20 protein-coding genes and 1 pseudogene are annotated in these 22,274 nt (G+C 64.4%); 10 read left to right on the top strand and 11 right to left on the bottom strand.

Annotated features, from left to right (window positions below; translation table 11 throughout):
* A partial coding sequence (locus AKL29_RS44025) for a hypothetical protein (RefSeq protein ID WP_210168335.1) occupies window positions 1-322 on the top strand: 322 nt, incomplete at its 5' end.
* Window positions 323-450: 128 nt separating this feature from the next.
* On the opposite strand, the gene AKL29_RS29485 is transcribed toward AKL29_RS44025, so the two are convergent.
* A complete protein-coding gene (locus tag AKL29_RS29485) occupies window positions 451-1,146 on the bottom strand; it encodes a hypothetical protein (RefSeq protein ID WP_050386584.1) in 696 nt (231 codons plus the stop codon).
* A gap of 223 nt (window positions 1,147-1,369) precedes the next feature.
* Between AKL29_RS29485 and AKL29_RS29480 the strand changes: the two are divergent.
* The 3 genes and pseudogenes from AKL29_RS29480 (at window position 1,370) to AKL29_RS29470 (ending at window position 3,075) form a co-directional block, all read left to right on the top strand.
* A pseudogene (locus tag AKL29_RS29480) lies at window positions 1,370-1,629 on the top strand (DUF2312 domain-containing protein).
* Window positions 1,630-1,879: 250 nt separating this feature from the next.
* A complete protein-coding gene (locus AKL29_RS29475) occupies window positions 1,880-2,587 on the top strand; it encodes a L,D-transpeptidase (protein WP_050386582.1) in 708 nt (235 codons plus the stop codon).
* 86 nt (window positions 2,588-2,673) lie between these two features.
* Window positions 2,674-3,075 (top strand): lysozyme inhibitor LprI family protein, encoded by a 402-nt coding sequence (locus AKL29_RS29470; RefSeq protein WP_244482508.1) that lies wholly within the window; start codon window positions 2,674-2,676, stop codon window positions 3,073-3,075.
* Between the two features lie 144 nt (window positions 3,076-3,219).
* Here the strand turns inward: AKL29_RS29470 and AKL29_RS29465 are convergent, their stop codons facing one another.
* Together AKL29_RS29465 and AKL29_RS29460 are read right to left on the bottom strand one after the other, a co-directional pair.
* The gene (locus tag AKL29_RS29465; protein ID WP_152977823.1) at window positions 3,220-3,756 is read right to left on the bottom strand and encodes a hypothetical protein; all 537 of its coding nucleotides are present in this window, start codon (window positions 3,754-3,756) and stop codon (window positions 3,220-3,222) included.
* 189 nt (window positions 3,757-3,945) lie between these two features.
* Entirely contained in the window at window positions 3,946-7,719 is a 3,774-nt protein-coding gene (locus tag AKL29_RS29460) for a vitamin B12-dependent ribonucleotide reductase (RefSeq protein ID WP_050386579.1), read from the bottom strand.
* An 808-nt stretch (window positions 7,720-8,527) separates the two neighbouring features.
* Between AKL29_RS29460 and AKL29_RS29455 the strand changes: the two genes are divergently transcribed.
* Entirely contained in the window at window positions 8,528-9,421 is an 894-nt protein-coding gene (locus AKL29_RS29455; protein WP_050386578.1) for a DMT family transporter, read from the top strand.
* 6 nt (window positions 9,422-9,427) lie between these two features.
* Here the strand turns inward: AKL29_RS29455 and AKL29_RS29450 are convergent, their stop codons facing one another.
* On the bottom strand, window positions 9,428-11,665 hold the full coding sequence (locus AKL29_RS29450) for a CHASE3 domain-containing protein (protein ID WP_050386577.1): 2,238 nt from the start codon (window positions 11,663-11,665) through the stop codon (window positions 9,428-9,430).
* Window positions 11,666-11,684: 19 nt separating this feature from the next.
* Window positions 11,685-12,089, bottom strand: a complete 405-nt coding sequence (locus AKL29_RS29445) for a response regulator (protein WP_028332273.1) — start codon at window positions 12,087-12,089, stop codon at window positions 11,685-11,687.
* A gap of 180 nt (window positions 12,090-12,269) precedes the next feature.
* Here AKL29_RS29445 and AKL29_RS29440 point away from each other — a divergent pair, with 180 nt between their 5' ends.
* On the top strand, window positions 12,270-13,166 hold the full coding sequence (locus AKL29_RS29440; RefSeq protein ID WP_050386576.1) for a DMT family transporter: 897 nt from the start codon (window positions 12,270-12,272) through the stop codon (window positions 13,164-13,166).
* A gap of 68 nt (window positions 13,167-13,234) precedes the next feature.
* Here the strand turns inward: AKL29_RS29440 and AKL29_RS29435 are convergent, their stop codons facing one another.
* Window positions 13,235-13,801: a BA14K family protein gene (locus AKL29_RS29435; RefSeq protein ID WP_050386575.1), complete on the bottom strand. Its 567-nt coding sequence runs from the start codon at window positions 13,799-13,801 to the stop codon at window positions 13,235-13,237.
* A 268-nt stretch (window positions 13,802-14,069) separates the two neighbouring features.
* On the opposite strand from AKL29_RS29435, the gene AKL29_RS29430 reads away from it, so the two are divergent.
* A complete protein-coding gene (locus AKL29_RS29430) occupies window positions 14,070-14,480 on the top strand; it encodes an NADH:ubiquinone oxidoreductase subunit NDUFA12 (protein WP_028332270.1) in 411 nt (136 codons plus the stop codon).
* A gap of 373 nt (window positions 14,481-14,853) precedes the next feature.
* On the opposite strand, the gene AKL29_RS29425 is transcribed toward AKL29_RS29430, so the two are convergent.
* Window positions 14,854-15,540, bottom strand: coding sequence for a DJ-1/PfpI family protein (locus AKL29_RS29425; RefSeq protein ID WP_050386574.1), 687 nt, complete (start codon window positions 15,538-15,540; stop codon window positions 14,854-14,856).
* A 159-nt stretch (window positions 15,541-15,699) separates the two neighbouring features.
* Between AKL29_RS29425 and AKL29_RS29420 the strand changes: the two genes are divergently transcribed.
* Together AKL29_RS29420 and AKL29_RS29415 are read left to right on the top strand one after the other, a co-directional pair.
* Window positions 15,700-16,638, top strand: coding sequence for a GlxA family transcriptional regulator (locus AKL29_RS29420; protein ID WP_050386573.1), 939 nt, complete (start codon window positions 15,700-15,702; stop codon window positions 16,636-16,638).
* A gap of 122 nt (window positions 16,639-16,760) precedes the next feature.
* Window positions 16,761-16,979 (top strand): hypothetical protein, encoded by a 219-nt coding sequence (locus tag AKL29_RS29415; RefSeq protein ID WP_050386572.1) that lies wholly within the window; start codon window positions 16,761-16,763, stop codon window positions 16,977-16,979.
* Window positions 16,980-17,225: 246 nt separating this feature from the next.
* Here the strand turns inward: AKL29_RS29415 and AKL29_RS29410 are convergent, their stop codons facing one another.
* The 4 genes from AKL29_RS29410 to AKL29_RS29395 all read right to left on the bottom strand — a co-directional run bounded on the left by AKL29_RS29410 (window position 17,226) and on the right by AKL29_RS29395 (window position 21,003).
* The gene (locus AKL29_RS29410) at window positions 17,226-17,615 is read right to left on the bottom strand and encodes a hypothetical protein (protein ID WP_018271397.1); all 390 of its coding nucleotides are present in this window, start codon (window positions 17,613-17,615) and stop codon (window positions 17,226-17,228) included.
* A gap of 159 nt (window positions 17,616-17,774) precedes the next feature.
* Complete coding sequence (locus AKL29_RS29405; protein WP_028332265.1) at window positions 17,775-18,998, bottom strand: SLC13 family permease; 1,224 nt, start codon at window positions 18,996-18,998, stop codon at window positions 17,775-17,777.
* A gap of 164 nt (window positions 18,999-19,162) precedes the next feature.
* Window positions 19,163-20,104 (bottom strand): alpha/beta hydrolase, encoded by a 942-nt coding sequence (locus AKL29_RS29400; protein ID WP_028332264.1) that lies wholly within the window; start codon window positions 20,102-20,104, stop codon window positions 19,163-19,165.
* Between the two features lie 119 nt (window positions 20,105-20,223).
* Entirely contained in the window at window positions 20,224-21,003 is a 780-nt protein-coding gene (locus AKL29_RS29395; protein ID WP_050386570.1) for an SDR family NAD(P)-dependent oxidoreductase, read from the bottom strand.
* A gap of 258 nt (window positions 21,004-21,261) precedes the next feature.
* Between AKL29_RS29395 and AKL29_RS29390 the strand changes: the two genes are divergently transcribed.
* The gene (locus AKL29_RS29390; protein ID WP_050386569.1) at window positions 21,262-22,266 is read left to right on the top strand and encodes a DUF2155 domain-containing protein; all 1,005 of its coding nucleotides are present in this window, start codon (window positions 21,262-21,264) and stop codon (window positions 22,264-22,266) included.
* Window positions 22,267-22,274 lie beyond the last annotated feature (8 nt).

Genomic DNA, 22,274 nt, shown 5'->3' with positions numbered 1-22,274 from the left:
GGATCGCCCGGTCGAGCCGGGCGATGACGGTGTGGGTGAGGGCACCGAAGCAATGCATGGTTCAAGCTATGAACAAGCCGCCGCGATGCCGTTTGCTCAAGACATTGGTCATCTCTTTTCTTTGCTCTCATTTTCACGACCTCATTCAGCAGCAGGCACCATGTCTGACATCACCATTCCCGGCGGAAATTCGTCCAGGAGCAGGACGAGCGCGACGAGTGTGAAAATTTGCTCGATCTCTACATGCGCGCCATGGAAACCGCGCCGCCGGACAAGGCAGCGAATGCGGCCTGAGCGAAACGAACAAGCACGTAACGAGTAGGGTGGGTTCGCCAACGGATCGCGCGGAGCGCGTGTCCGATGATAGACTCCTCGTAACCCGCCGCTCGGCGTTACCGCCACGAAGGGCGGATTACGCTGCGCTAATCCGCCCTACGAGCCGCGAGATGCTCATCGCGTCGGTCTCTTTTGGTAGACACCTGAAAATGAGACGTTTGTCCCGCCGCAATGGAGGTTGTCGCCGACAACCAGTAACTTGCCGACGAGCTGCATCGTGACCTGACAGTCGAGTTCGTCCGTCCCGTCACCGAATTTCATCTTATCGCCTGAAGGTTTTGCTTCGTAATCAAGCTCGCCGGAATGGGTGCGGCTGCCCGAACCCCAAATGGCCTCGCCCTTGATGGCCAGCTGACCTGCCTCTTTCGATTTCGAGATGCGAATGACGTTGTCGTAGGCACGCCATTCGCCGAGCCAATCCCGTTCTGCCGGTCGTCGTATGTCCTCCTGCCACGCAAGCCTTTCGATCTCGATCCAGCCGACCGTCTCAGTGCCCTTGCGAGGTTGAAACCAACTGCATGCGAACTTGCCTGACGTCCGGGAAACAATGACTTCATCGTTGCGAACGACATAAGTTTTCAGACGACAGACTTGGTCGTCGGGGCAACGCTCGTTGCCATCGCCGCGGAAATAGATCCTGTCGCCGGCTGCGCCTTTGATCTTCGCCAGCCTGTAGTCGGTGCTCTCGCGCGGGAAATATCCGTTCCGACAAATGTTGTCGGCGTTGCCCTTGAACTGGCCGGATGCGGGCGAGGTTTGGAGAATGCTCCATGCGAGGAGTCCGAGCGAAGCCTGGACAACGCGTCTCATTGGGTTTTCACCTTCGATTCATTTTCCGCATGGAATGCGGCAGGGTGGTGGGGCGGTGATTCCATACTAATTTGGTCCGACAAAGCGCCGCAGATCAATCGCATAGAAACGTGATCAATCAGTTGTTGCCATCGCGTAGGGCGGATTAGCCGAAGGCGTAACCCGCCGACCTTTAACGACGCAATGGCGGATTACGCTGCGCTAATCGGCCCTACGAGCTGACATCACCATTCCCGGCGGAAAATCCGTTTCTTCGTCGAGCGGATCGAGAACCTTGACACTGAAATGCAGGAACTGAGCGAGCAGAAGAAGGAAGTCTTCTCGGAAGCGAAGGGCGAAGGTTTCGACGTGAAGATCCTCAAGGAGATCATCAAGCTGCGCAAGCAGGACCAGGACGAGCGCGACGAGCGTGAAAGCTGGCTCGATCTCCACATGCGCGCCATGGCAACCGCGCCGGCAGGCGAGGCAGCGAAGGCGGCGTGAGGTTTAGGAAGCGCGTCGCGTGCTTCCATAGGCAGACAGCGGCTAGGGCGGGTTAGCGACTTGTCTGCCGTCGCTCATTGAGCGAAAGCGGAAGCGTAACCCGCCGAAGTTCTCGCATTGTTCCCGGGGAGGATTCACAAGACCGTCCTTTGGTCAACCTCAGACAATGACGAAGAACTTTTCTTTTCCCTTCTACTGTATGCCAAAGTCTGCTCCGGCCGCGCAACGGGACAAGGGAAGATCCGAAATCATGATCATGGACCGTGGAATTGCCGACGCCGGTGCGATGGGCGAGGGCGCTCTGCCTGTGCCTCGGTTACGGCTTCTCAACCGCCGGGCGTTTCTGGCCGGCTCTGCTGCCGGTCTCGCCGCACTGAGCCTGGCCGGTTGTGCATCCGACTACATGAGCCTGGCCGAGGCGCAGAAGGTCTACGGGCCCGTGCCCGACGAGAAATTCCCGATCCCCGCGGTCGACGTCAGCAAGGTCGATCCGAAATATTATCGCAAGACAGTGAAGTACGACAGCGCTGAGGCGCCCGGGACGATCATCGTCGATCCGAGCAAATACTATGTCTACCGCATCGAAGGCGAAGGAAACGCGACCCGCTATGGCGCCAATGTCGGTCGCGATGGGTTCCGATGGAGCGGGGAGGCTTATGTCGGGCGAAAAGCCGAATGGCCGACCTGGACGCCGCCCAAGGAGATGATCGCGCGCCAGCCGGAGGCGGGCAAATATGCTCGCGGCATGCCGGGAGGTCTCGACAATCCACTTGGCGCGCGCGTGCTCTACCTCTACCAAAATGGCGTGTACACGCTTTACACGATCTATAGCACCAGCGCTCCCGAAACGATCGGGAACGGCATTACGAGCGGCTGTACCGGCCTCCTCAGTCAGGACATGATCGACCTCTATTCGCGAACGCCCGTCAAAACGAAGGTGATCGTGCTGCCGGCGTAAACGGCGGCGGCCGTCGGCTCCAGGCGCTGCCAGCGACGCCTTTGTGCGGCGATGCTTGTCGAAGACGCAGGCAGGGTGATTTGGACGTGGTGATGCTTTCGCGAAGGCTTGTCATTGTTGCTTCTATGCTCGTGCTCGGGACTTTATCGGTCCGCGCGCAGCAAAGCGCCGAGTATGATGCGTGCATGGACAAGGCAGAAGGGGTGTCAACGAAGATGCTCGATTGCGGCAAGACCGAAATCGACAAGTGGGACACGCGGCTCAACACCGCCTATCAAGCCCTTCTCGCCACGTCGAAGGGCGAGACGCACGCGCAATTGCTGACGGAGCAGCGGGCCTGGCTGAAGCATCATCTCAGCGAAACCCATCGCCTCGCCGCGGACCCCAACAACGGGTCCGTCGCCTTCCTTGACTCCCAGGCATTCGAATTGAAGGACATCGCCGACCGCACGCTGCTTCTCGAAAAGCGCGCCCACGCCTCGCGGTAGACGGAACCGTTTGATCGTCAGCGAGGAGGGCGGGTTAGCGACTTGTCCGCCGTAGCTCATTGGGCGAAGGCGGAAGCGTAACCCGCCGAGACTGTTGCGGGCGAAGCGGCGGATTACGCCCTTGGCCGATCCACCTTACGCTTGCTAAGCTTGTTGTTCGGGCGCAAGTCCCATCTTCTTCATTGCGGCGTCTAATAGCGGATTGAGATGTTTGGTCTCCGATCCTTTGGCTTCCATTTGGGTAGCGGGATTAAATGTAAGTTCATTGAACGCAATAAGCGCAACATAGTCCTTATATTGTTCAGGCGACTGTTGCTTGAAGCCTTCGACTGAAGACGCGATGGAATATTTGTAAGCATAGTGCTCGCGTAAGCTGTCCGAATCTACGGAATGAATGGGTGAACTTTCAGATAGTTCAGTAATGGCCTTGCGAAAGTGGCCGAGAATCTTCTGAAGGAGCTTGAGCGCCAATTGCAATTGGTTGAGTGGCACTAGTGTTAAGTCGCTCTCCGCAATCCCTCTTATACTTTGGACAACGGTCGTCAGCTGGGTGTCGAGAGCGCCGAGCGACTGGTAGCCATTTGGAATGTCCTTCGTTGGATCGAACCGCGTCTTGTCTGTTGTTGGACGAGCCAAAGTATCCGCAAACTCAATTTGCGCTTGGGCAAGTTCGGTGGCCACGGAGATAAGATCGTCGCTAATTGAGGACATTGGGACCCGCCGCAGGAAAATGCTTTCAGTGCGCTAGCAATATGTCGAGTACTTCGGGGTACTTGTTTGGTATGTTGTGCGCGTACTGCAAGTTGTAGGAATTGACGAGAAAAAGGCCGCCCTCTTGCGTGGGCGGCCTGCTGTCTTAGTTCTGCGATTTCACGAACACCCCGTCGTCGACCCGCAAGTATCGCACTTCATGCACGTGCCATTCCTCACCAGTGTGAAGTTGCCGCACTCCGAGCACATCTCGCCTTCGTAGCCTTTTGCCTTCGCTTCAGCGCGACGCTCCGCCTTGGACGGAGCGGCGGCTGCGGCGGTGCCGGGCTTGCTCCAGTTCAATGCCTCGAGCTTCTCGGTCGGTGAGAGGTCGTGGCTGACTTCCTGCTTCAGGGCGACCGCGCCTTCGACGGTGTCGGAGGCGCCGCGCGCGGTTGCGCCGTGGGAGGCGAGCGCGGTGACGCGGTTGCCGGCGGGCGCGTTGTCGGCGCCCTGGCTCACCGCGGCCGAGCCGCCGCGCATGACGACGAGGTTGTCGGTGCGCGACCGGGTCAGGCCCTTCGACAGGTACTTTGTGGCCTGGTGCTGGGCGGGCGCCTCATCCGGCTCCTTGCCTTCCTCGACGCCCTTGCCGAGCGCGTCGAAGCCAGACTCGTTCGGATCGACATGGGCGAGGTCGAAGCGCGCCATGTAGCTCACCGCGAGCTCGCGGAAGACATAGTCGAGGATCGAGGTCGCGTACTTGATGGAGTCGTTGCCCTGCACGGGACCCGCTGGCTCGAAGCGGGTGAAGGTGAAGGCGTCGACATACTCTTCGAGCGGCACGCCGTATTGCAGACCCAGGGATACTGCGATCGCAAAATTGTTGATGAAGGAGCGCAGCGCCGCGCCTTCCTTGTGCATGTCGATGAAGATCTCGCCGAGCCTTCCGTCGTCATATTCGCCGGTGCGGAGGTAGACCTTGTGGCCGCCGACAACCGCCTTCTGGGTGTAGCCCTTGCGTCGGTCAGGCATCTTCTCGCGCTCGCGCATCACGACGATGCGCTCGACCAGCTTCTCGACGATCTTCTCCGAGACCTGGGCGGCACGCGCGGCCATCGGCTTCTCGTAAAGCGCTTCCACCGCATCGTCCTCGTCCTCGTCGTCGGCGATGAGCTGCGAGTTGAGCGGCTGCGACAGTTTCGAGCCGTCGCGGTACAGCGCGTTCGCCTTCAGCGCCAGCTTCCACGACAGCAAATAGGCGGACTTGCAGTCCTCCACCGTGGCGTCGTTCGGCATGTTGATGGTCTTGGAGATCGCGCCCGAGATGAACGGCTGCGACGCCGCCATCATCCGGATATGGCTCTCGACCGAGAGGTAGCGCTTGCCGATCTTGCCGCAGGGGTTGGCGCAGTCGAACACCGGGTAGTGCTCGGCCTTCAGATGCGGGGCGCCTTCGACCGTCATCGCGCCGCAGATGTGCACGTTGGCGGCCTCGATCTCGCGCTTGGTGAAGCCGACGGCCTGGAGCAGGTCGAAGCCGGGGGCTGCGATCGCCTCGGCGCCGATGCCGAGCTGGTCGCGTATGAAGTCTTCGCCGAAGGTCCACTTGTTGAAGGCGAACTTGATGTCGAACGCGGTCGGCAGCGCCTTTTCCACCTTGGCGATGGCTTCATCGGTGAAGCCCTTGGCCTTCAGCGTCGAGGCATTGATCCCCGGCGCATTCGACAGCGAGCCGTGGCCGACGGCGTAGGCCTCGATCTCCGCGATCTCGCTCTCGCGATAGCCGAGCGCGCGCAGCGCCGAGGGCACCGCCTGGTTGATGATCTTGAAGTAGCCGCCGCCGGCGAGCTTCTTGAACTTCACCAGCGCGAAGTCGGGCTCGATGCCGGTGGTGTCGCAATCCATCACGAGGCCGATGGTGCCGGTCGGCGCCACCACGGTGGTCTGGGCGTTGCGATAGCCGTTGACCTCGCCGAGCGCCAGCGCGTCGTCCCAGGCCAGCCTGGCATGGGTGACGATGTCTTGCTGCGGGCAGGAGGCGTGATCGAGCGGCACCGGGTTGACCGAGAGCGCTTCGTAACCGGTGGCGTTGCCGTGGGCGGCGCGGCGGTGGTTGCGGATCACGCGCAGCATGTGCGCCGCGTTCTTCTTGTAGCCCGGGAAGGTGCCGAGCTCGGCCGCCATCTCCGCCGAGGTCTTGTAGGAGATGCCGGTCATGACAGCGGTCAGCGCGCCGCAGAGCGAACGGCCTTCCTTGCTGTCATAGGGCAGGCCCATGGTCATGAGCAGGCCGCCGATGTTGGCGAAGCCGAGGCCGAGCGTGCGGAATTCGTAGGAGAGCTCGGCGATCGCCTTCGACGGGAACTGGGCCATCATGACCGAGATTTCGAGCACGATGGTCCAGAGCCGACAGAGATGCTCGTAGGACTCGATGTCGAACCGCTTGGTGGTGGTGCTGTAGAACGTCAGCAGGTTGGCCGAGGCCAGGTTGCACGCCGTGTCGTCCAGGAACATGTATTCCGAGCACGGATTGGACGCGCGGATGTCGCCGGACGCCTTGCAGGTGTGCCAGTCGTTCATCGTGGTGTTGAAGTGCAGGCCGGGATCGGCGCTCGCCCAGGCGGCGTAGCCGATCTTCTCCCAGAGGTCGCGCGCCTTCAGCGTCTTCGTCACCTTCTTCGTGGTGCGGCCGACCAGATTCCAGTCACCGTCCGTTTCCACCGCGCGCAGGAAGTCATCCTTCAGCGACACCGAGTTGTTGGAGTTCTGGCCGGAGACGGTGAGGTAGGCCTCGGAATCCCAGTCGGTGTCGTAGGTGTCGAACGAGATATCCTTGTAGCCCTGCTTGGCGAACTGGATGACGCGCTTGATGTAGTTGTCCGGCACCAGCGCGCGGCGGGCGAGCTTGATCTCGCGGCGCAGCGCCGGGTTCTTCTCGGGATCGAAGCAGTCGTCGCCGCTGCCTTCGCAGTTCACGCAGGCCTTCATCACGGCCTTGAGGTGCTTCTGGTTGATCTTGGAGCCGGTGACGAGCGCGGCGACCTTCTGCTCCTCCTTCACCTTCCAGTCGATATAGGTCTCGATATCGGGGTGATCGGCGTCGACCACGACCATCTTGGCCGCACGGCGCGTGGTGCCGCCCGACTTGATCGCGCCCGCGGCGCGGTCGCCGATCTTGAGGAAGCTCATCAGGCCCGACGAGCGGCCGCCGCCGGACAGCTTTTCGCCTTCGCCGCGCAGGCTGGAGAAGTTGGAGCCGGTGCCGGAGCCGTATTTGAACAGGCGCGCCTCGCGCACCCAGAGGTCCATGATGCCGCCCTCGTTGACGAGGTCGTCGCCGACGCCCTGGATGAAGCAGGCATGCGGCTGCGGATGCTCATAGGCCGACTTCGATTTTGTCAGTTTGCCGGTTTTCCAGTCGACATAGTAATGCCCTTGGCCCGGACCATCGACGCCATACGCCCAATGGAGACCGGTGTTGAACCACTGCGGCGAGTTCGGCGCGACCATCTGCTTCGCCAGTTGGAAGCGGAGCTCGTCGAAGAAGGCGAGGGCGTCTTCTTCCGTGGAGAAGTAGCCGCCCTTCCAGCCCCAATAGGTCCAGCAGCCGGCGAGGCGATCGAACACCTGCTTGGCCGAGGTCTCGCCGACGATGCGCTCGTTCTCCGGCAGGAGGCCAAGCGCCTCGGTGTCGGGCACCGAACGCCACAGCCACGACGGCACGGTCTCTTCCTCGACCTTCTTCAGGCGCGCGGCGACGCCCGCCTTGCGGAAATACTTCTGCGCCAGCACGTCGGAGGCGACCTGCGACCAGAACTCCGGAACTTCGACGTTCTCGGCGCGGAACACGACCGAGCCGTCCGGATTGCGGATCTCTGAGGTGGTCAGGCGGAAATTGATCCCGGCATAGGGAGATTGTCCGCTGGTGGTGTTGCGTCGTTCGATTCGCATGGTCGAGCCCCGTCTCTTCTTCTGCCCGGCCCCACGTTTTTCCGCAGGTGCCGGAATGTTGTCTGTTCGCGGACTTCGGAACACGCGTCAGCACGCCTCCCGTCATCCGCAGCTCAGCCGGTGGATCCGGCCTGTTTTCTCTCATCCGTTCGGCGCCAGTTTGACCCGGCCCTGCGGCGGCATCGTCCCGGCGCGGCGCCCGACTGGTCGGGTGCGCCGGGTCATGCATTCAACGCCCCAAAACGCTTCACGCGACACGTCACGCCAACGCTTCTTCGCGGGCCGGTTACGGCCTCTGTTTCCGGGTCCTTCGCGGCCCGTTTGTCGTCCCCGACGGTGCCCCAAAATCAGGGCAGAGAAGCCCTTCGCCCGCGGCCCAAAGGCCTGGCGGAGTGGTCATTTTGGAACCCTTGTGGGAGCGACCGGCGGGGACCCAAACACACTCGCGCCGAACAGATTCAAAGCTAGGCCATGTCCGTCACGCCCGTCAAGGACTAGTACGAGTTTCTGAATCAAACACTAAATATGGTGGAAAGAGGGGGATAACAGGGGTCGGTGCCGCGCCTGTGATCGAGCCAACTATCGGTGAGTCCTCAGGGATTCCCAAGCCAAAAAAATTCCTATCGCCTGTGGATCGGAGCTTCGCCCCGCTGTTCACAGGCGAAGTTTTTATTCGCGGTCCCGGATTGAATTTTGGGGACTCACGTAGGCCTACGGGCAAAGTACGGATCAGGCATGTCAGAGCCGTGATGGTCGGGCGACAAAATCGCGGGCAAGGTGAGGCCGACTCACATCCCCGCCGGGTTCCATGACAGTCCAGAAGCCTTCCGCGCGGCCGCGCCTTGCGCCCGCCGGCCTGATGTTCCTCGCCATCACCTCGGTGGGCTGGGGGTTCAACTGGCCGTCCACCAAGTTCCTGCTCGGCGAACTGCCACCGCTGACCTTGCGCGGCACCACCGGGGTGATCGGCGCCGTGCTGCTGGCGGTGCTGGCGCTGATCCGCGCCCAGAGCCTGCATGTCGAGAGCCGGCTGTGGCCGCGGCTCGTGCTGTATGCGGCGCTCAACGTCACCGGCTGGATGGTGCTGATGGGGCTCGCGCTGCTCTGGCTGCCGGCGAGCGAGGCGGCGCTGATCGCCTACACGATGCCGGTATGGGCCTCGCTGCTGGCCTGGCCGGTGCTCGGCGAGCGGCCGACGCTGCTGCGGACCATCGCGCTGGTGATGGCCTTTGCAGGCCTCGCCGCGATCATGGGCGGCAGCGGCATCACCGCAAGCAAGGAGAAGCTGCCGGGAATCATCATGGCGCTTGGCGGCGCGTTCGGCTTTGCGCTCGGCACCGTGCTGGCGAAGAAGTACCCGCTGGTGATGCCGCCGATCCCGGCCGCGGCCTGGCAGATCGGCCTCGGCTGCGTGCCGATCGCGATCGTCGGCCTCTTGATCGAGACCACGCATCTCGACCGCATCACGACCGTCGGCTGGTGGCTGCTGGTCTATTCGACGCTGATCCAGTTCTGCGTCGCCTATGTCGCGTGGTTTGCCGCGCTCGCGCGCCTGCCGGCCTCGGTCGCGGCGATCGGCACCATGGCGGTACCCGTCATCGGCGTGGTGGCCTCCGCAGTCGCACTGCACGAGCCGCTGGGGCCAAGCCAGATCGTCGCGCTGCTGTTCACGCTCGCCGGCGTCGCGCTGGCGACGCGGTAGCTCACATCACTCGCCGAGCGCCTGCTGCAGCATGCTGGCGAGCTGCGCCTTGCGGTAGGGTTTTGCCAGCAGCAGCACGCCCTCGTCGAGGCGGCCGTGATGCACGATCGCGTTCTCGGTGTAGCCCGAGGTGTAGAGCACCTTGATGCCGGGCCGGCGCTTCTGGACCTCGTCGGCGAGCTGGCGGCCGTTCATGCCGCCGGGCATGATCACGTCGGTGAACAGGAGGTCGAACTTCTCGCCCTTGTCGACCAGCGCCAGCGCGGCGCGGGCGTCGGGCACGGCGATGGTCTTGTAGCCGAGCGCGCCTAGCTGCGTAACCACATAGTTGCGCACCAGCTGGTCGTCTTCCACCACCAGGATGACTTCGCTGCCGCGCCGCACCGGCTCCGGCGGAGGCGCCTCCACCTCGACCTGGCCGCGGGCAGGGGGCAGATAGAGCTTGATCGTGGTGCCGTGGCCTTCCTCGCTGTAGATCTTGATATGGCCGCCGGACTGCTTGACGAAGCCGTAGACCATGCTCATGCCGAGGCCGGAGCCTTTACCGACTTCCTTGGTGGTGAAGAACGGCTCGAACACCTTGTCCTGCACCGCATGCGACATGCCGGTACCGGTGTCGCTGACCGCGAGCAGCACGTAGCGGCCCGGCGTGATGTCGGGATTAACAGCCGCATAGGCGTCGTCGAGCACGATGTTGCTGGTCTCGAACAGCAGCTTGCCGCCGTTCGGCATCGCGTCGCGGGCGTTGATCGCCATGTTGAGCAGCGAGTTGGCAAGCTGCGACGGATCGATATGGACGCTGGCGACATCGGGCGCCAGCACCGAATTGATCTCGATCTGCTCGCCGAGCGTCGGCCGCAGCAGCTTGGCGATGTCGACCACGGTGCCGTTGATATCGACGGTGCGCGGCTCCAACGGCTGGCGGCGCGCGAAGGCGAGCAGATGCTGGATCAGTTCGCGGCAGCGCTCGGCGGCGCGGTCGATCAGCTCGGCGGTTTTCGCGAGCTGCGGCTGGGCGCGCAGGCTGTCGACCAGCGTCTCGGTGGTGCCGGTGATGACCGTCAGCATGTTGTTGAAGTCGTGCGCGACGCCGCCGGTCAGCTTGCCGATGGCGTCGAGCTTCTGCGCCTGCTGCAGCTTGTGCTCGGTTTCGCGCGAGGCGGTGATGTCGTGATAGATCAGTGCCGCGCCGGTGACGGTGTCGTCGCCGTCGCGCAGCGGCCGGCCCGACACCACGAGGTGAATCTCCGGCGCGCCGCGCACCGGCTTGGCGACGAATTCCAGCCCGTCGAATTCCTCGCCGCGCAGCGTCCTGGCCGACGGCATGTCGTCGGCCTGCATCGGCGTGACGCCGTCGGACTGGAACACGTTGCTCATGGCGCGCAGCTGCCGGACCGTCATGCCCGGCTTGTAGCGCAGCATCTTCTCGGCGGCCGGGTTCGACAGCAGCACGGTGCCCGCGCTGTCAATCACCAGCACCGCCTCCGCCATGGTGCGGAAGGTGGTTTCCATCACCGAGGTGGAGCGGCGGAGCTCTTCGAGAGCGGCGCCGAGATCCTTGGTGCGATCGGCGACCTTGCCCTCGAGCGACAGATTGGTCGCCTTGGTCGCGCTGAGCGCGCCCTGCAGTTCGCGGCTGGCGCGTCGGGCCGTCAGCGTCAGCGCGATCGCGAGCAGCAGGATCATCGCCACGCCCGCGAGATCGATCATCAGCAGCAGCCGTCCATTTGTCTTGGACTGGTCGGTGCGAATCCGGAGCAGGCGGCGCTCTTCGGTGACCAGGCGGTCGAGCGCCGCGCCGACCTTGTCGGTCAGCGCGCGGCTCTCGCCCGCGGAGATCAGCGCCGCGGCGCCGGCGGTATCGCCCGCGCTGCGCAACCTGAGGAGTTCGGCGCCGAGCGCAATGGCACGCTGGACCTCGACCCTGGTGCCCGTGATCAGCTGCGCCTCCTCGGGCGCCGATGTCACCGCGGCCATCAGGTCGTCGAAGGCCGAGGTGAGGGCTGCGCTCTGCTCGCGAAACTCGTCGGCAAAGGACGCATCACCGGTCAGCGCGAAACCGCGCGCCGCGCTCTCGACGCTGCGCGGCAGCTGACGCGCGTCCGAAATGCGCTTGAGGATGCTGAGCGTGCGGTCGACCGAATCAATCTCGCTGCGCGACTTGACGTCCAACCCGATCGACGCCGCGCTGATGACGAGGAGGATCGCAAGGCCGCTGCCGAGAATGAGACGCTGGGAAGCCATCGACGATTAGTACGAGCAATTATTTCGAAAGACGAGCGGAAGGTGCATACTTCGCAAGACATTCGTTAACGGCGGCAATCAGCGCCTGCGGGGTGAACGGCTTGCGCAGGCAGGCGGACGCGCCGAGCTCGATCGTCATCCGCAGGAAGTCCGGCGCGCGGTCGGCATTGGCGAAGGCATAGCCCGACATCGCGATGACGGGAATTTCCGGGGCGCGCTCGTGGAAGACGCGGATCGCCTCGAACCCGCGCATATGCGGCATGAAGACGTCGACCAGCATGACGTCGAAGGTCGCCTGCTCGAGCGCGCGCATGCCGGCTTCGCCGCCATCGGCGACGGTGACCTCGAAGCCCTGGCGTTGCAGACACACCTCGATGGCAACGCACACCATCGGGTCGTCATCGACCACGAGAACGCTCGGCACGATGCATCCTCTTTCTAACGGCCTCGCGTGCCGGCGACTCGCTTGGCCTGTTCGTCAATTAAGGCGGAACCTAGACGGAAAGTCTGTATCATAGAATGCATATGCTGTTTGCTGACAAGCGGATTTCCAGCTAGCCGTGACACATCACTTGTATTTGTCCATCCCCTTTACGACAGGTCCATGACCGCAGTTCCCGTCGCCGGCCGCGCCCCACTGTCACCGCTCGGCCTCGCATTCCTCGTGGTCGCCTCGATCGGCTGGGGACTCAACTTCCCGATCATGAAGTTCCTGCTCACGGAGTGGCCGCCGCTGTCCTCGCGCGGGCTGTGCGGCGTGGTCGGCGCGGTTGCGCTCGGCCTGGTCGCGTTGCTGCGGGGACAGACGCTGCGCGTGCCTGACGGCATGTGGTTGCGGCTCGCTCTGGTGTCGACGCTGTCGATCGGCGGCTGGGTCGCGTCCATGGGTCTCGCGCTGATCTGGCTGCGGGCCAGCGAGGCGGCCGTGCTCGGGATATCGATTCCGGTGTGGGTCGCGCTGGTGGCCTGGCCGGTGCTCGGCGAGCGCGTGTCGCTGCCGCGTGCGCTTGCGCTTGCGGTGGCGCTCGCCGGGATCGCCGCGCTGATCGGCGGCGGCGGCATCGACGCTAGCCTCGGCAAGCTGCCGGGGATTCTGTTCGCGCTCGCCGGCGCGATCTGCGTCGGGCTTGGCACGGTGCTGACCAAATCGTTCAAGCTGGCGATGCCGCCGCTGTCGCTCGCGGCCTGGCAGCTTGCGATCGGCTGCGTGCCGATCGCGATCATCGGCATCATGATCGAGCAGCCGCAGCTCGCCGCGCTGTCGCAGTTCGGCTGGGCGTCGATGATCTACATGACGCTGATCCAGTTCTGCCTTTGCTATGTCTGCTGGTTTGCGGCGCTCGAGCGATTGCCGGCGGCGACCGCGTCGATCGGCACGCTGCTGGTCCCCGTCGTCGGCGTGCTCGCGGCAGCGGCGATGCTGCGCGAGCCGCTCGGCGCGAGCGACATCGCAGCGCTCGTGGTGACGTTCGCGGCCGTCGCGGTCGCCTTGCGCACATAAGACTTGCGTACATGAAAAAAGGGCGGCGCTGGCGCCGCCCTTTTGCAATTAGGAATTCAGGCCTTCATTTACGGGCAGGGATGCCGCCGGCCGTCATAGCCGAGATAGGTGCCCGAGGCAGGATCGTAGGACCTGTAGCGCTGCGCGCAGTAGCTGGCGCCGCCGCCGCTCGGCACCTCTACGGCGACAGACGGTTCATCGTAATAGCCGTAGCTGTCGTCGTAGTAGCCGGGGCCGTAGCCATAATAGCCGGAGCCATAATACGCGCCCGAGGCGAGGGCGCCGCCGACGACCGCACCGGCCACCGCGCCGGGCCAGAAGCCGCCGCCACGATGGTAACCCCCGTGCCAGCCGCCACCGCCGCGCCAACCGCCGCCGCCACCACCGGCCCAGTGACCGCCGCCACCGCCGCCGTGCCAGCCGCCGCCACCGCCGCCGCCCATGGCACCTCCGCCTCCGCGGCCGCCGCCGCCAAAGCCACCACCACCACCGCCGCCGCCGCCAACGTGGCCACCGCCGCCGCCCATCGCGCCCATCTGTGCGGCAGACTGGGCGAACGAAACGGTCGGCGCCGCGGCCAACGGCAGCGCAAGCGCCAGAGCCGCGGCGGTGCCCAGAACCTTCATATTGATCATTTTGGACTCCATCAAAACGGTGAATGTCTAACCATCTCTGTGGTCGGACGTTCCCGTGCTCCACATTGATTGTGGGTCATCTTCGCGTAGCCGGCGGCTCATGTATGGCAGCTGAACAAAACTCCTCGTGACCGCGTCATTTGGTCGCCAAATGGGAGCATAAACCGGGGGCTGTCCGAGGGGTGCGGGGCTACCTTGGCGGCGGCTGGACATTTGGGGAATGAGGTGGCATCAGAGCCGCATAGCTCGAACCGACGACCGGCCACGCATGAAACAATTCCTGCTGAAATTCTTCACCTGGTGGAATGGCCAGACCTTTGGCACGCAATTGTGGACCTCGCGATTCGGCGAACTGGTCGGCGAGGACGAGCAGGGCAACCGCTATTACCGCACCAAGGGCGGTGAGATCGATCCGACGCTGCATTTCGAGCGTCGCTGGGTGGTCTACAACGGTTACGCCGAAGCCTCCCGCATTCCGGCCGGCTGGCACGGCTGGCTGCATCATACGGTCGATGTGCCCCCGACTGAGCAGAGCTACCAGGCGCGCGAATGGGAGAAGCCGCATCTGCCGAACCTGACCGGCACCGCGCAGGCCTACCGTCCGTCCGGCTCGACGCTGGCGAGCGGCCGCCGCCCCAAGGCGACCGGCGACTATCACGCCTGGACCCCAGGAAGCTGACTCTCACGCATTGTTGTTCTGACGTGCGCGTGCGTAACGACGCGCGTGCATCGCACACGCGCCCGGCAGCGCAAGCGCGCGCCTGTGAACAACGGTAACAGCGGGGACAGATCGGCTGCAGCCGATGCTGTCCGCTTGCGCCGAGCGCGGGTTCGCGGCTCAATAGGGCCATCTTACGGAGATGGGAAACCATCGCGTCGGATCGGGCTCCAGATCGCGACTGTCCCGATGTGCAGCGGCCTCCGAGTTGGATGCGGCCGGGAAATAGGCCCCCGGTACAGACGTCCTGAAATCGCCCGCAAATGTGAGGCTACCGTGAGACAGGAAGGGCCGCTCGGGAAACCGGGCGGCCTTTTTCTTTGCGGCGATCAAGTCAGGACAGCCGTGCCGCAGCACGGCCCATCAAGTCGGCGCGGCGCGCCTGCGACGGCGCGATCCGCTCTTTCATGAAAGCGAGGACCTCGGCCGGCGCGCTATCGGGCGAGCCGGCATTGAATGGCGGGGCCGGGTTGTATTCGAGCCTGAGCTGGATCGCTTCCGCGGTCTTGCGGTCGACGAGTTCCGACACCAGCGTCAGCGCGAAGTCGATGCCCGCGGTGACGCCGCCGCCGGTGAAGCGATTGCGGTCGACGCAGACCCGCGTCCTGGTCGGAATGGCCCCGAAGCCCGACAGGAAATCAATCGAGCTCCAATGCGTGGTCGCGCGATAGCCCTTGAGCAGGCCGGCCGCGCCGAGCACCAGCGATCCCGTGCAGACCGACGTGACGTACTTGGCTCGCTCGGCCTGCTTGCGCAGGAAGGCCAGCATCTCCTGGTCGCCGACCATGTCGTCGGTGCCGAAGCCGCCGGGCACGCAGATCACGTCGAGCTGCGGGCAATCGGCAAAGGTCGTGGTCGGCGTCAGGACCATGACGGAATCAGTCGGAACGGGTTCGATGCGTTTCCAGATCAGATGCACCTTGGCACCGGGGACCGAGGAGAACACCTGCAGCGGACCGGTCAGGTCGAGCTGGGTCACCTTCGGGAAGACGAGCAATCCAATCTGCAGGGGTTCGGTCATCGGAGCCTCCAAATAGCGCTTGACGGAACCACGATGTCATGATGGCCTCTCGTCCAAAATGGCGTATTTCCCTCATTTTCGGACGCAGGGCCTCTGAGAGACGCAAGGCGCCTGAGAGAGGGCCGCCAAGAAAGTAACGTCACCTGTGAGGATTTGGCGATGATCGGCATCCTGATCTTTCCCGATTTCCAGTTGCTCGACGCGGCCGGCCCGATCGCGGCCTTCGAGATCGCAGCCCGCTTCGCCAACAACGCGCCGGTGATCAGGACGCTTGCGGTGAAGGCAGGACCAGTGCGCTCTTCGTCCGGTGTCGAGATGCTCGCGCGCGGCTTCAAGCCAGCGACGGCGATCACCACGCTGATCATTGCCGGCGGCAACGGCGTGCGCACGCCGGCGAGTTGTCCCGCCACGCTGTCATTCGTGCGGCGGATGGCGGGCCGCGGCATTCGCGTCGCCAGCGTCTGCTCGGGCGCCTATGTGCTGGCCGAAGCGGGCCTGCTCGACGGCCGCCGCGCCACCACGCATTGGCAGCGCACGCCGCATTTCGTGAAGACCTATCCGAAGATCAAGCTCGAGCCGGACCAGATCTTCGTCCGCGACGGCAATATCTGGAGTTCGGCCGGCATCACCGCCGGCATCGACCTCGCGCTCGCGATGATCACCGAGGACTATGGCGACGAGATCGCGCAGAACACCGCGCGGCAACTCGTGCTGTATCATCGGCGCAGCGGCGGGCAGTCGCAGTTTTCCTCGCTGCTGGAATTGAAGACGCCGAACGGCCGGTTCGGGCCGCTGCTCGCTTGGGCGCGCGAGCATCTCGATGCGCCGCTGACGGTCGTGGACCTCGCCGACAAGGCCGGGATGAGTTCGCGGCATTTCACCCGCGCCTTCATCGCGGAGACCGGCACGACGCCATCGAAAGCGGTCGAGCGGCTCAGGATCGAAGTCGCGCGGCAGCGCGTGCAATCGTCGGGCGAGGCGATCGAGCGCGTCGCCGAGATCACCGGCTTCCGCGATCCCGAGCGGATGCGCCGCGCCTTCATCCGCGCCTTCGGCCAGCCGCCGCAATCGCTGCGGCGTGCCGCGCGGGCAGGCTAGGCGCGTTTGGGACAAACTCGTTGTCCGATATCACCCGACCCATCTCGTCTTTGCAGTGATGAACCTGGCGAGGGTTCCCGTGACCCACGTTAAGTGGGCATTGGGGACCCGAGGAGGTTCTAATGACAAAGCATCGAACGATTACCGGGTTCGTGGCTGTCGCCCTGCTAGCTGTCACCGCGACCGCCGCGACCATCAGGTCGCACGCGCCCCGGACCGACGGCATTGCCGTCGCCGGCACGGACGCGCTCCCGGCCAAGGATTTCAGCGATCGCTGGTCCGCGATATCCGATTTGCCTCCGGCGACGGAAATGACCGGGCGTGCCGCTGACGCGCGTTAAGGTCATGGACGGAGGTGCGGCCCGGTCGGGGACGCGACCCGTGCTGAGATCACTCGTCTCGCAACAAAAAAGCCCCGCCGAAGCGGGGCAAGATGTTGAACGACTTCGTCTTGAGCGACTTGGTCTTGAATAGAACTAACGGTTCCGCCGCGCCGGAATAGCGCAGTCATTCACCAATACAGGATCAGCCCACGATCGCAGAGATCCACGGATGCGCTGATCACGAAACGGGCTTCAACCGAAAAATCACTGGCTCAATGTATCGGTTGCGATCTTCTTCTTGAGTGCTTCGCAGGTATCCCTGACTTCCGCGGTCATCAACGAGACGGCTTCGATCTGCAGGAAGAAACGCTTGCCCTGATCGCGGTAACCGGCAGCGAACTCCTTGATCTCCGCGATCATGTCATGAACGCCTGCGACCATGACCTCGCAGTTCTTGGCGGCCAATTGCAGTTCCGATCCAAGGGCCTCGATCTCTTTCACCGCCGCTTCATATTCGCGCACGACTGCCTCGGCCGACAGCTTGCCCACCTCGTTGACGCCATTGCGATGCTCGACGTAGTCCGGCATCGGTGAGAGGGGGCGGATGTTGCTGCGTGGTCGATGCGACGTCACGGTGTTGATTTCGTCCTCCATCTGCTCCGACGGAGCGCGGGCGAGGACTTCTGCACTAACACTCATGCGGACTCTCCATAAGTTGTTACGGCGAATGGAGTTTAGCAATGTCAACGGATTTGTCTCGATTTTCCACAGTTTTGAGGCAAGTGCAATTGTGCACTGCGGCATTGTGTTGCGTCAATGTGGCGCGTCGGGGTGCCAGCCAAGCAGTGCGAGCATCACAAAGAAGCCGACGACATAGGCCGCCATGATCGGCCAGCCCTGGGTGATCCAGCGGACCACCGATTTGGCTTCCGGATACATGTTGGACACCGCAACGCCGGCCGACGAGCCGAACCAGACCATCGACCCGCCAAATCCGACTGCGTAGGCGAGAAAGCCCCAGTCATAGCCGCCTTGCTTCAGCGCCAGCGCGGTCAGGGGAATATTGTCGAACACCGCCGAGACGAAGCCGAGCCCGAGCGCGGTCTGCCACGACGCCGCGGGCAATTTCTCCACCGGCATCATCGAGGCCGCCGTCACCAGCGCGAGCAGGAAGACGGTGCCCTTCAGCGTCTCGGGCATCACCGACCAGTCCGGCCGGCGCAGCACTGAGGTGACCAGGATCGCGGCCCAGACCGCGAGCCCGAGCACGGGCAGTGTATCGAGCAGCGCGGGGAACTTCAGATTGGCCGTCACATTGGCCGTCAGCGCGGCGAGCAGGATCACGGCCACGATCGCAACCCGCGCCCAGTCGATTCTGAGGCCGGACGGTGCATCCTTCACGATCGGCGAGAAGCGGTGCTGTTGCAGCGAGGCCGGCACCGCAAACACCAGCATCGCGACGATGGCTGCGACATATGCCTCCACCACCGTGAGCGGGCTGATGCCGTCGATCCACATCATCGTCGTCGTGGTGTCGCCGACGACGCTGCCGGCGCCGCCGGCATTCGATGCGGCGACGATGGCCGCGAGATAGCCGATATGGACGCGGCCGCGGAACACGTGGCGCGCGACGGTGCCGCCGATCAGCGCAGCGGCGATGTTGTCGAGGAAGCCCGACAACACGAACACGATGACCAGCAGGATCAGTCCGCCCTTCCAGTCATCGGGCAGCAGCGCCGGCATCTCGTCGGGAATGCGGCTCTCCTCGAAATGGCGCGACAGCAGCGCAAAGCCCATCAGGAGCAGGAACAGGTTGGCGAGCGTGACCCACTCATGCTCCATGTGATGCGCGAGACCGGGCAGGCCGGCGCCGAATTTCGCAAAGCCCGCGAACAGCAGCTTGTAGGCGACGATCGCGGCAAGGCCCGTCAGCGCCACCGCGAGCGTGTGGTGATGGAAGATCGCGACGCCGAGCAGCGTCAGCGCGAACAGGATGAAATCGAGCGGGATACCGTAGACGAGGAGTGGCGTGAGCAAGACGATCTCGCTGGCTGGAGTGCCGGGCGGCATGAAGCGCTGACGGCGGCACTATCGCGCGGCGTGGGGAACTTCAAGGCGCGCTAACGCCGCAACAGGCTCGCGATGCGCTCGCGAGCCCCGATCGGGGACGACGCCAGCCACGTCGCAGCGGGCCCGATTGCTCAGCCCAGCGTCTTCAGCCAGGCGCTGATCTCGGTCACCGCGATGTTGGCCTGATTGAGCAGCTTGCCCATGGTGAAGAAGCCGTGGAACTGGCCGGGGAAATGCCGATAGGTCACCGGCACGCCGGCGTCCTTGAGGAATTTCGCATACTCGTCGCCTTCGTCGCGCAACGGATCGGCGCCGGCGGTCAGCACATAGGCGGGCGGCAATCCGGCAAAGTCCTTCGCGCGCGCCGGCGAGGCACGCCAGTCGTTGTTGTCGGCGTCGCCGAGATAATGGTTGGCGAACCAGCCGATCACCGAATGCGTCAGGAGGATGCTGGTCTCGGGCTCGCGATGCGAGGGATGCTTCCGCGAGAAATCTGTTGCGGGATAGATCAGCAGCTGGGCGGCAAGCTTCGGCCCGCCGTCGCGGGCGGTGAGGGCAACCACGGCCGCGAGGTTGCCGCCGGCGCTGTCGCCGCCGACGATCAGGCGCTCGCCGTCGATGCCGAGATCCCCGGCATTGGCGGCGACCCATCGGGTCGCGGTGACGGCGTCGTCCACCGCGGCAGGGAAACGATGCTCGGGCGCGAGGCGATAATCGATCGAGATCACGATCAGCTCGCCCTCATGGGCAAGCTTCTGGCAGACCACCTCATGGGTATCGAGATCGCCGATCACCCAGCCGCCGCCGTGGAAGAACACCAGGCAGGGCGCGAGCCCGTCTTTCTTGCGCAGCGTGTTCGGCGTGTAGATGCGGGCAGGGATCGTGCCGTGCGGCGCCGGGATCGCGTGCGGCTTGCTCGATTCCAGCGCGGGCGGCTCGGGATTGGAGACGACGCGGGCGGCTCGATAATAGTCGCGCGCTTCCAGCGCGGTCAGCGTCTCATAGGCGGGCCGGCCGGCCTCCTGGAACGCCTTGTAGACGGCAGCGGCATCGGGATCGAGAACGACGGGCATGGACAACAAACCTTCTTGTGATGCTTGGTGATGTCATTCCGGGGCGATGCGAGCATCGAACCCGGAATCTCGAGATTCCGGGTCTGGTGCTTAGGCACCATCCCGGAATGACAGTGGCCCTAGGCGGCGGTGCGGCCGCCGTCGACGGTGTAGGCGGAGCCGGAGACGTAGCTCGCCTCGTCGGAGGCAAGAAAAGCGACGACGGAGGCGACCTCGCTTGCGAGGCCGAGCCGGCGCGCCGGGATGCGGTCGACGATCTTCTCGATCGGCGGCGGCGCGTTGCCGCCGGAGCGGCCCTGCAGGATCGTGCTCAGCATCCGGCTCTCGATCATGCCGGGGCAGACGCAATTGACCCGCACGCCGGTGCCGGTGCATTCCCAGGCCGCGCTCTTGGTCAGCCCGATCACCGCGTGCTTGCTCGCGCTGTAGACCGCGATCATCGGCGATCCCACGAGGCCGGCGATCGAGGCGGTGTTGATGATGCTGCCCTTGTTCTGCTTCAGCATGACAGGCAGCACATGCTTCATGCCGAGGAAGACGCCGACGACATTGACGTCGAGCACCCGGCGGAAGCTCTCCAGCGAATATTCAGGGATCGGCCTGATGTCGCCCTCGACGCCGGCGTTGTTGTAGAAGGCATCGATGGTGCCGAAGTGATCGACGGCGGCGCGGACATAGTCCTTGACCTCCTCCTCGTCGGTGACGTCGGCTTCGATTGCGAGGGCCTCGGCCGAGGCGGGCAGGTCCTTGATGGCGGTTTTGAGATCGGCGCCCTTGCGGTCGACTGCGACAATCCGCGCACCCCGTTCGGCGAGCAGTTGGAGCGAGGCGGTTCCGATGACGCCGGCAGCCCCGGTGACGACGGCGACCCGGCCGTCGAGCCTGATGCGATCGGGCATGGTGGGTTTCCTCTGGCTGGTCCGGTTCGATCCGGATTTTCCTGATTTTCACGCGTGGCCGCGTGGCTTGAGCGTGAGGACTATCACACGTGTTCCCAGGAGTGACCAGAGGGTGACCAGAGGCTGAGCAGTTGCGCCGGGGAGAGGTGGCCGGGTGCCCTTTCCCCGCCGTATTCGGCGTGTTAACCGATGGCCTGCGAGCGGCCGATATCAAGGTAGACTGTCGCGAGCCCGATTCGCCCTTTAAAGCCGCGCGAGATGCTTCGAACCGTTGCCCTGACTGGCTTTGCGGCCCTGGTTGCCGCCTCAACCATCTCGCTTGCGCCGCCCGCGCGCGCGCAGATCGGAACGATTTTCTCCGATCCCGCGCCGCGTCCGCCCGGCTCGATCCCGCGTGGTCAGCCGGCCCCTCCCAGCGACGACGACGAGGAAGTACCGGAATTGCCGCGCGGCCGCCTGCTGCCGACACAGCCGCGGGCGCTGCCGCCAGGCCAGGCGGTGCCGCCGCCCGGTAGCGTGCAGTCGCAGCCGCTGGCGCCGCCGCCCGGCTCGCCGGTGGCTCCGCAGGGCACCCAGCCCGGTGTCGCCGTGCAGCCGCCGCAACCCGGCGGTCCCGCCGTTGCCAATACGCCGCCCGGCGCCAACCCGCTGCCGCCGGGGCAGCGTCCCAAGGGCACGCCCCAGGGCACTCCGCCGCAGACGCCTGCCGCGTTGCAGCCGGGCGACGAGGTCGTGCAGGAGCCGCCGTCGACCAAGATCACCAACAAGAAGGCGAGCTTCTCCGGTCTCGACAAGATCACCGGGCGCATCATCAATTTCGACGAGGATATCGGCGAGACCGTGCAGTTCGGCGCCCTGCGGGTGAAGACCGATGCCTGTTACACGAGGCCGTCGACCGAAGCCGCCAACACCGACGCCTTTGTCGAGGTCGACGAGATCACCTTGCAGGGCGAGGTGAAGCGGATCTTCTCGGGTTGGATGTTCGCGGCGAGCCCCGGCCTGCACGGCGTCGAGCATCCGATCTACGACATCTGGCTGACCGACTGCAAAGGGCCGGACCAGACCATCGTAACCGCCGCGCCCGATCCGCCGAAGGCGCCGACGCCGCCTCCGCCGCCGGCCCAGAAGCGCGCGCCGCAGAAGCAGGCCGCGCCGCGTCCGCCGCCGCAGCCGCTGCCGCAATACCAGCAGCAGCCGCCACCTCCGCCCCCCCAGCAACAGCAGCGCCCGGGCGGGTTGTTCGGCGGATTGTTCGGGAATTAGCAAGCACG

Origin of the sequence: Bradyrhizobium pachyrhizi (genome assembly GCF_001189245.1) — a bacterium.
Classification (GTDB): Bacteria; Pseudomonadota; Alphaproteobacteria; order Rhizobiales; family Xanthobacteraceae; genus Bradyrhizobium; species Bradyrhizobium pachyrhizi.
The sequence above is the reverse complement of the archived record's forward strand: the minus strand, read 5'-3'. Positions and strand labels throughout refer to the sequence as shown.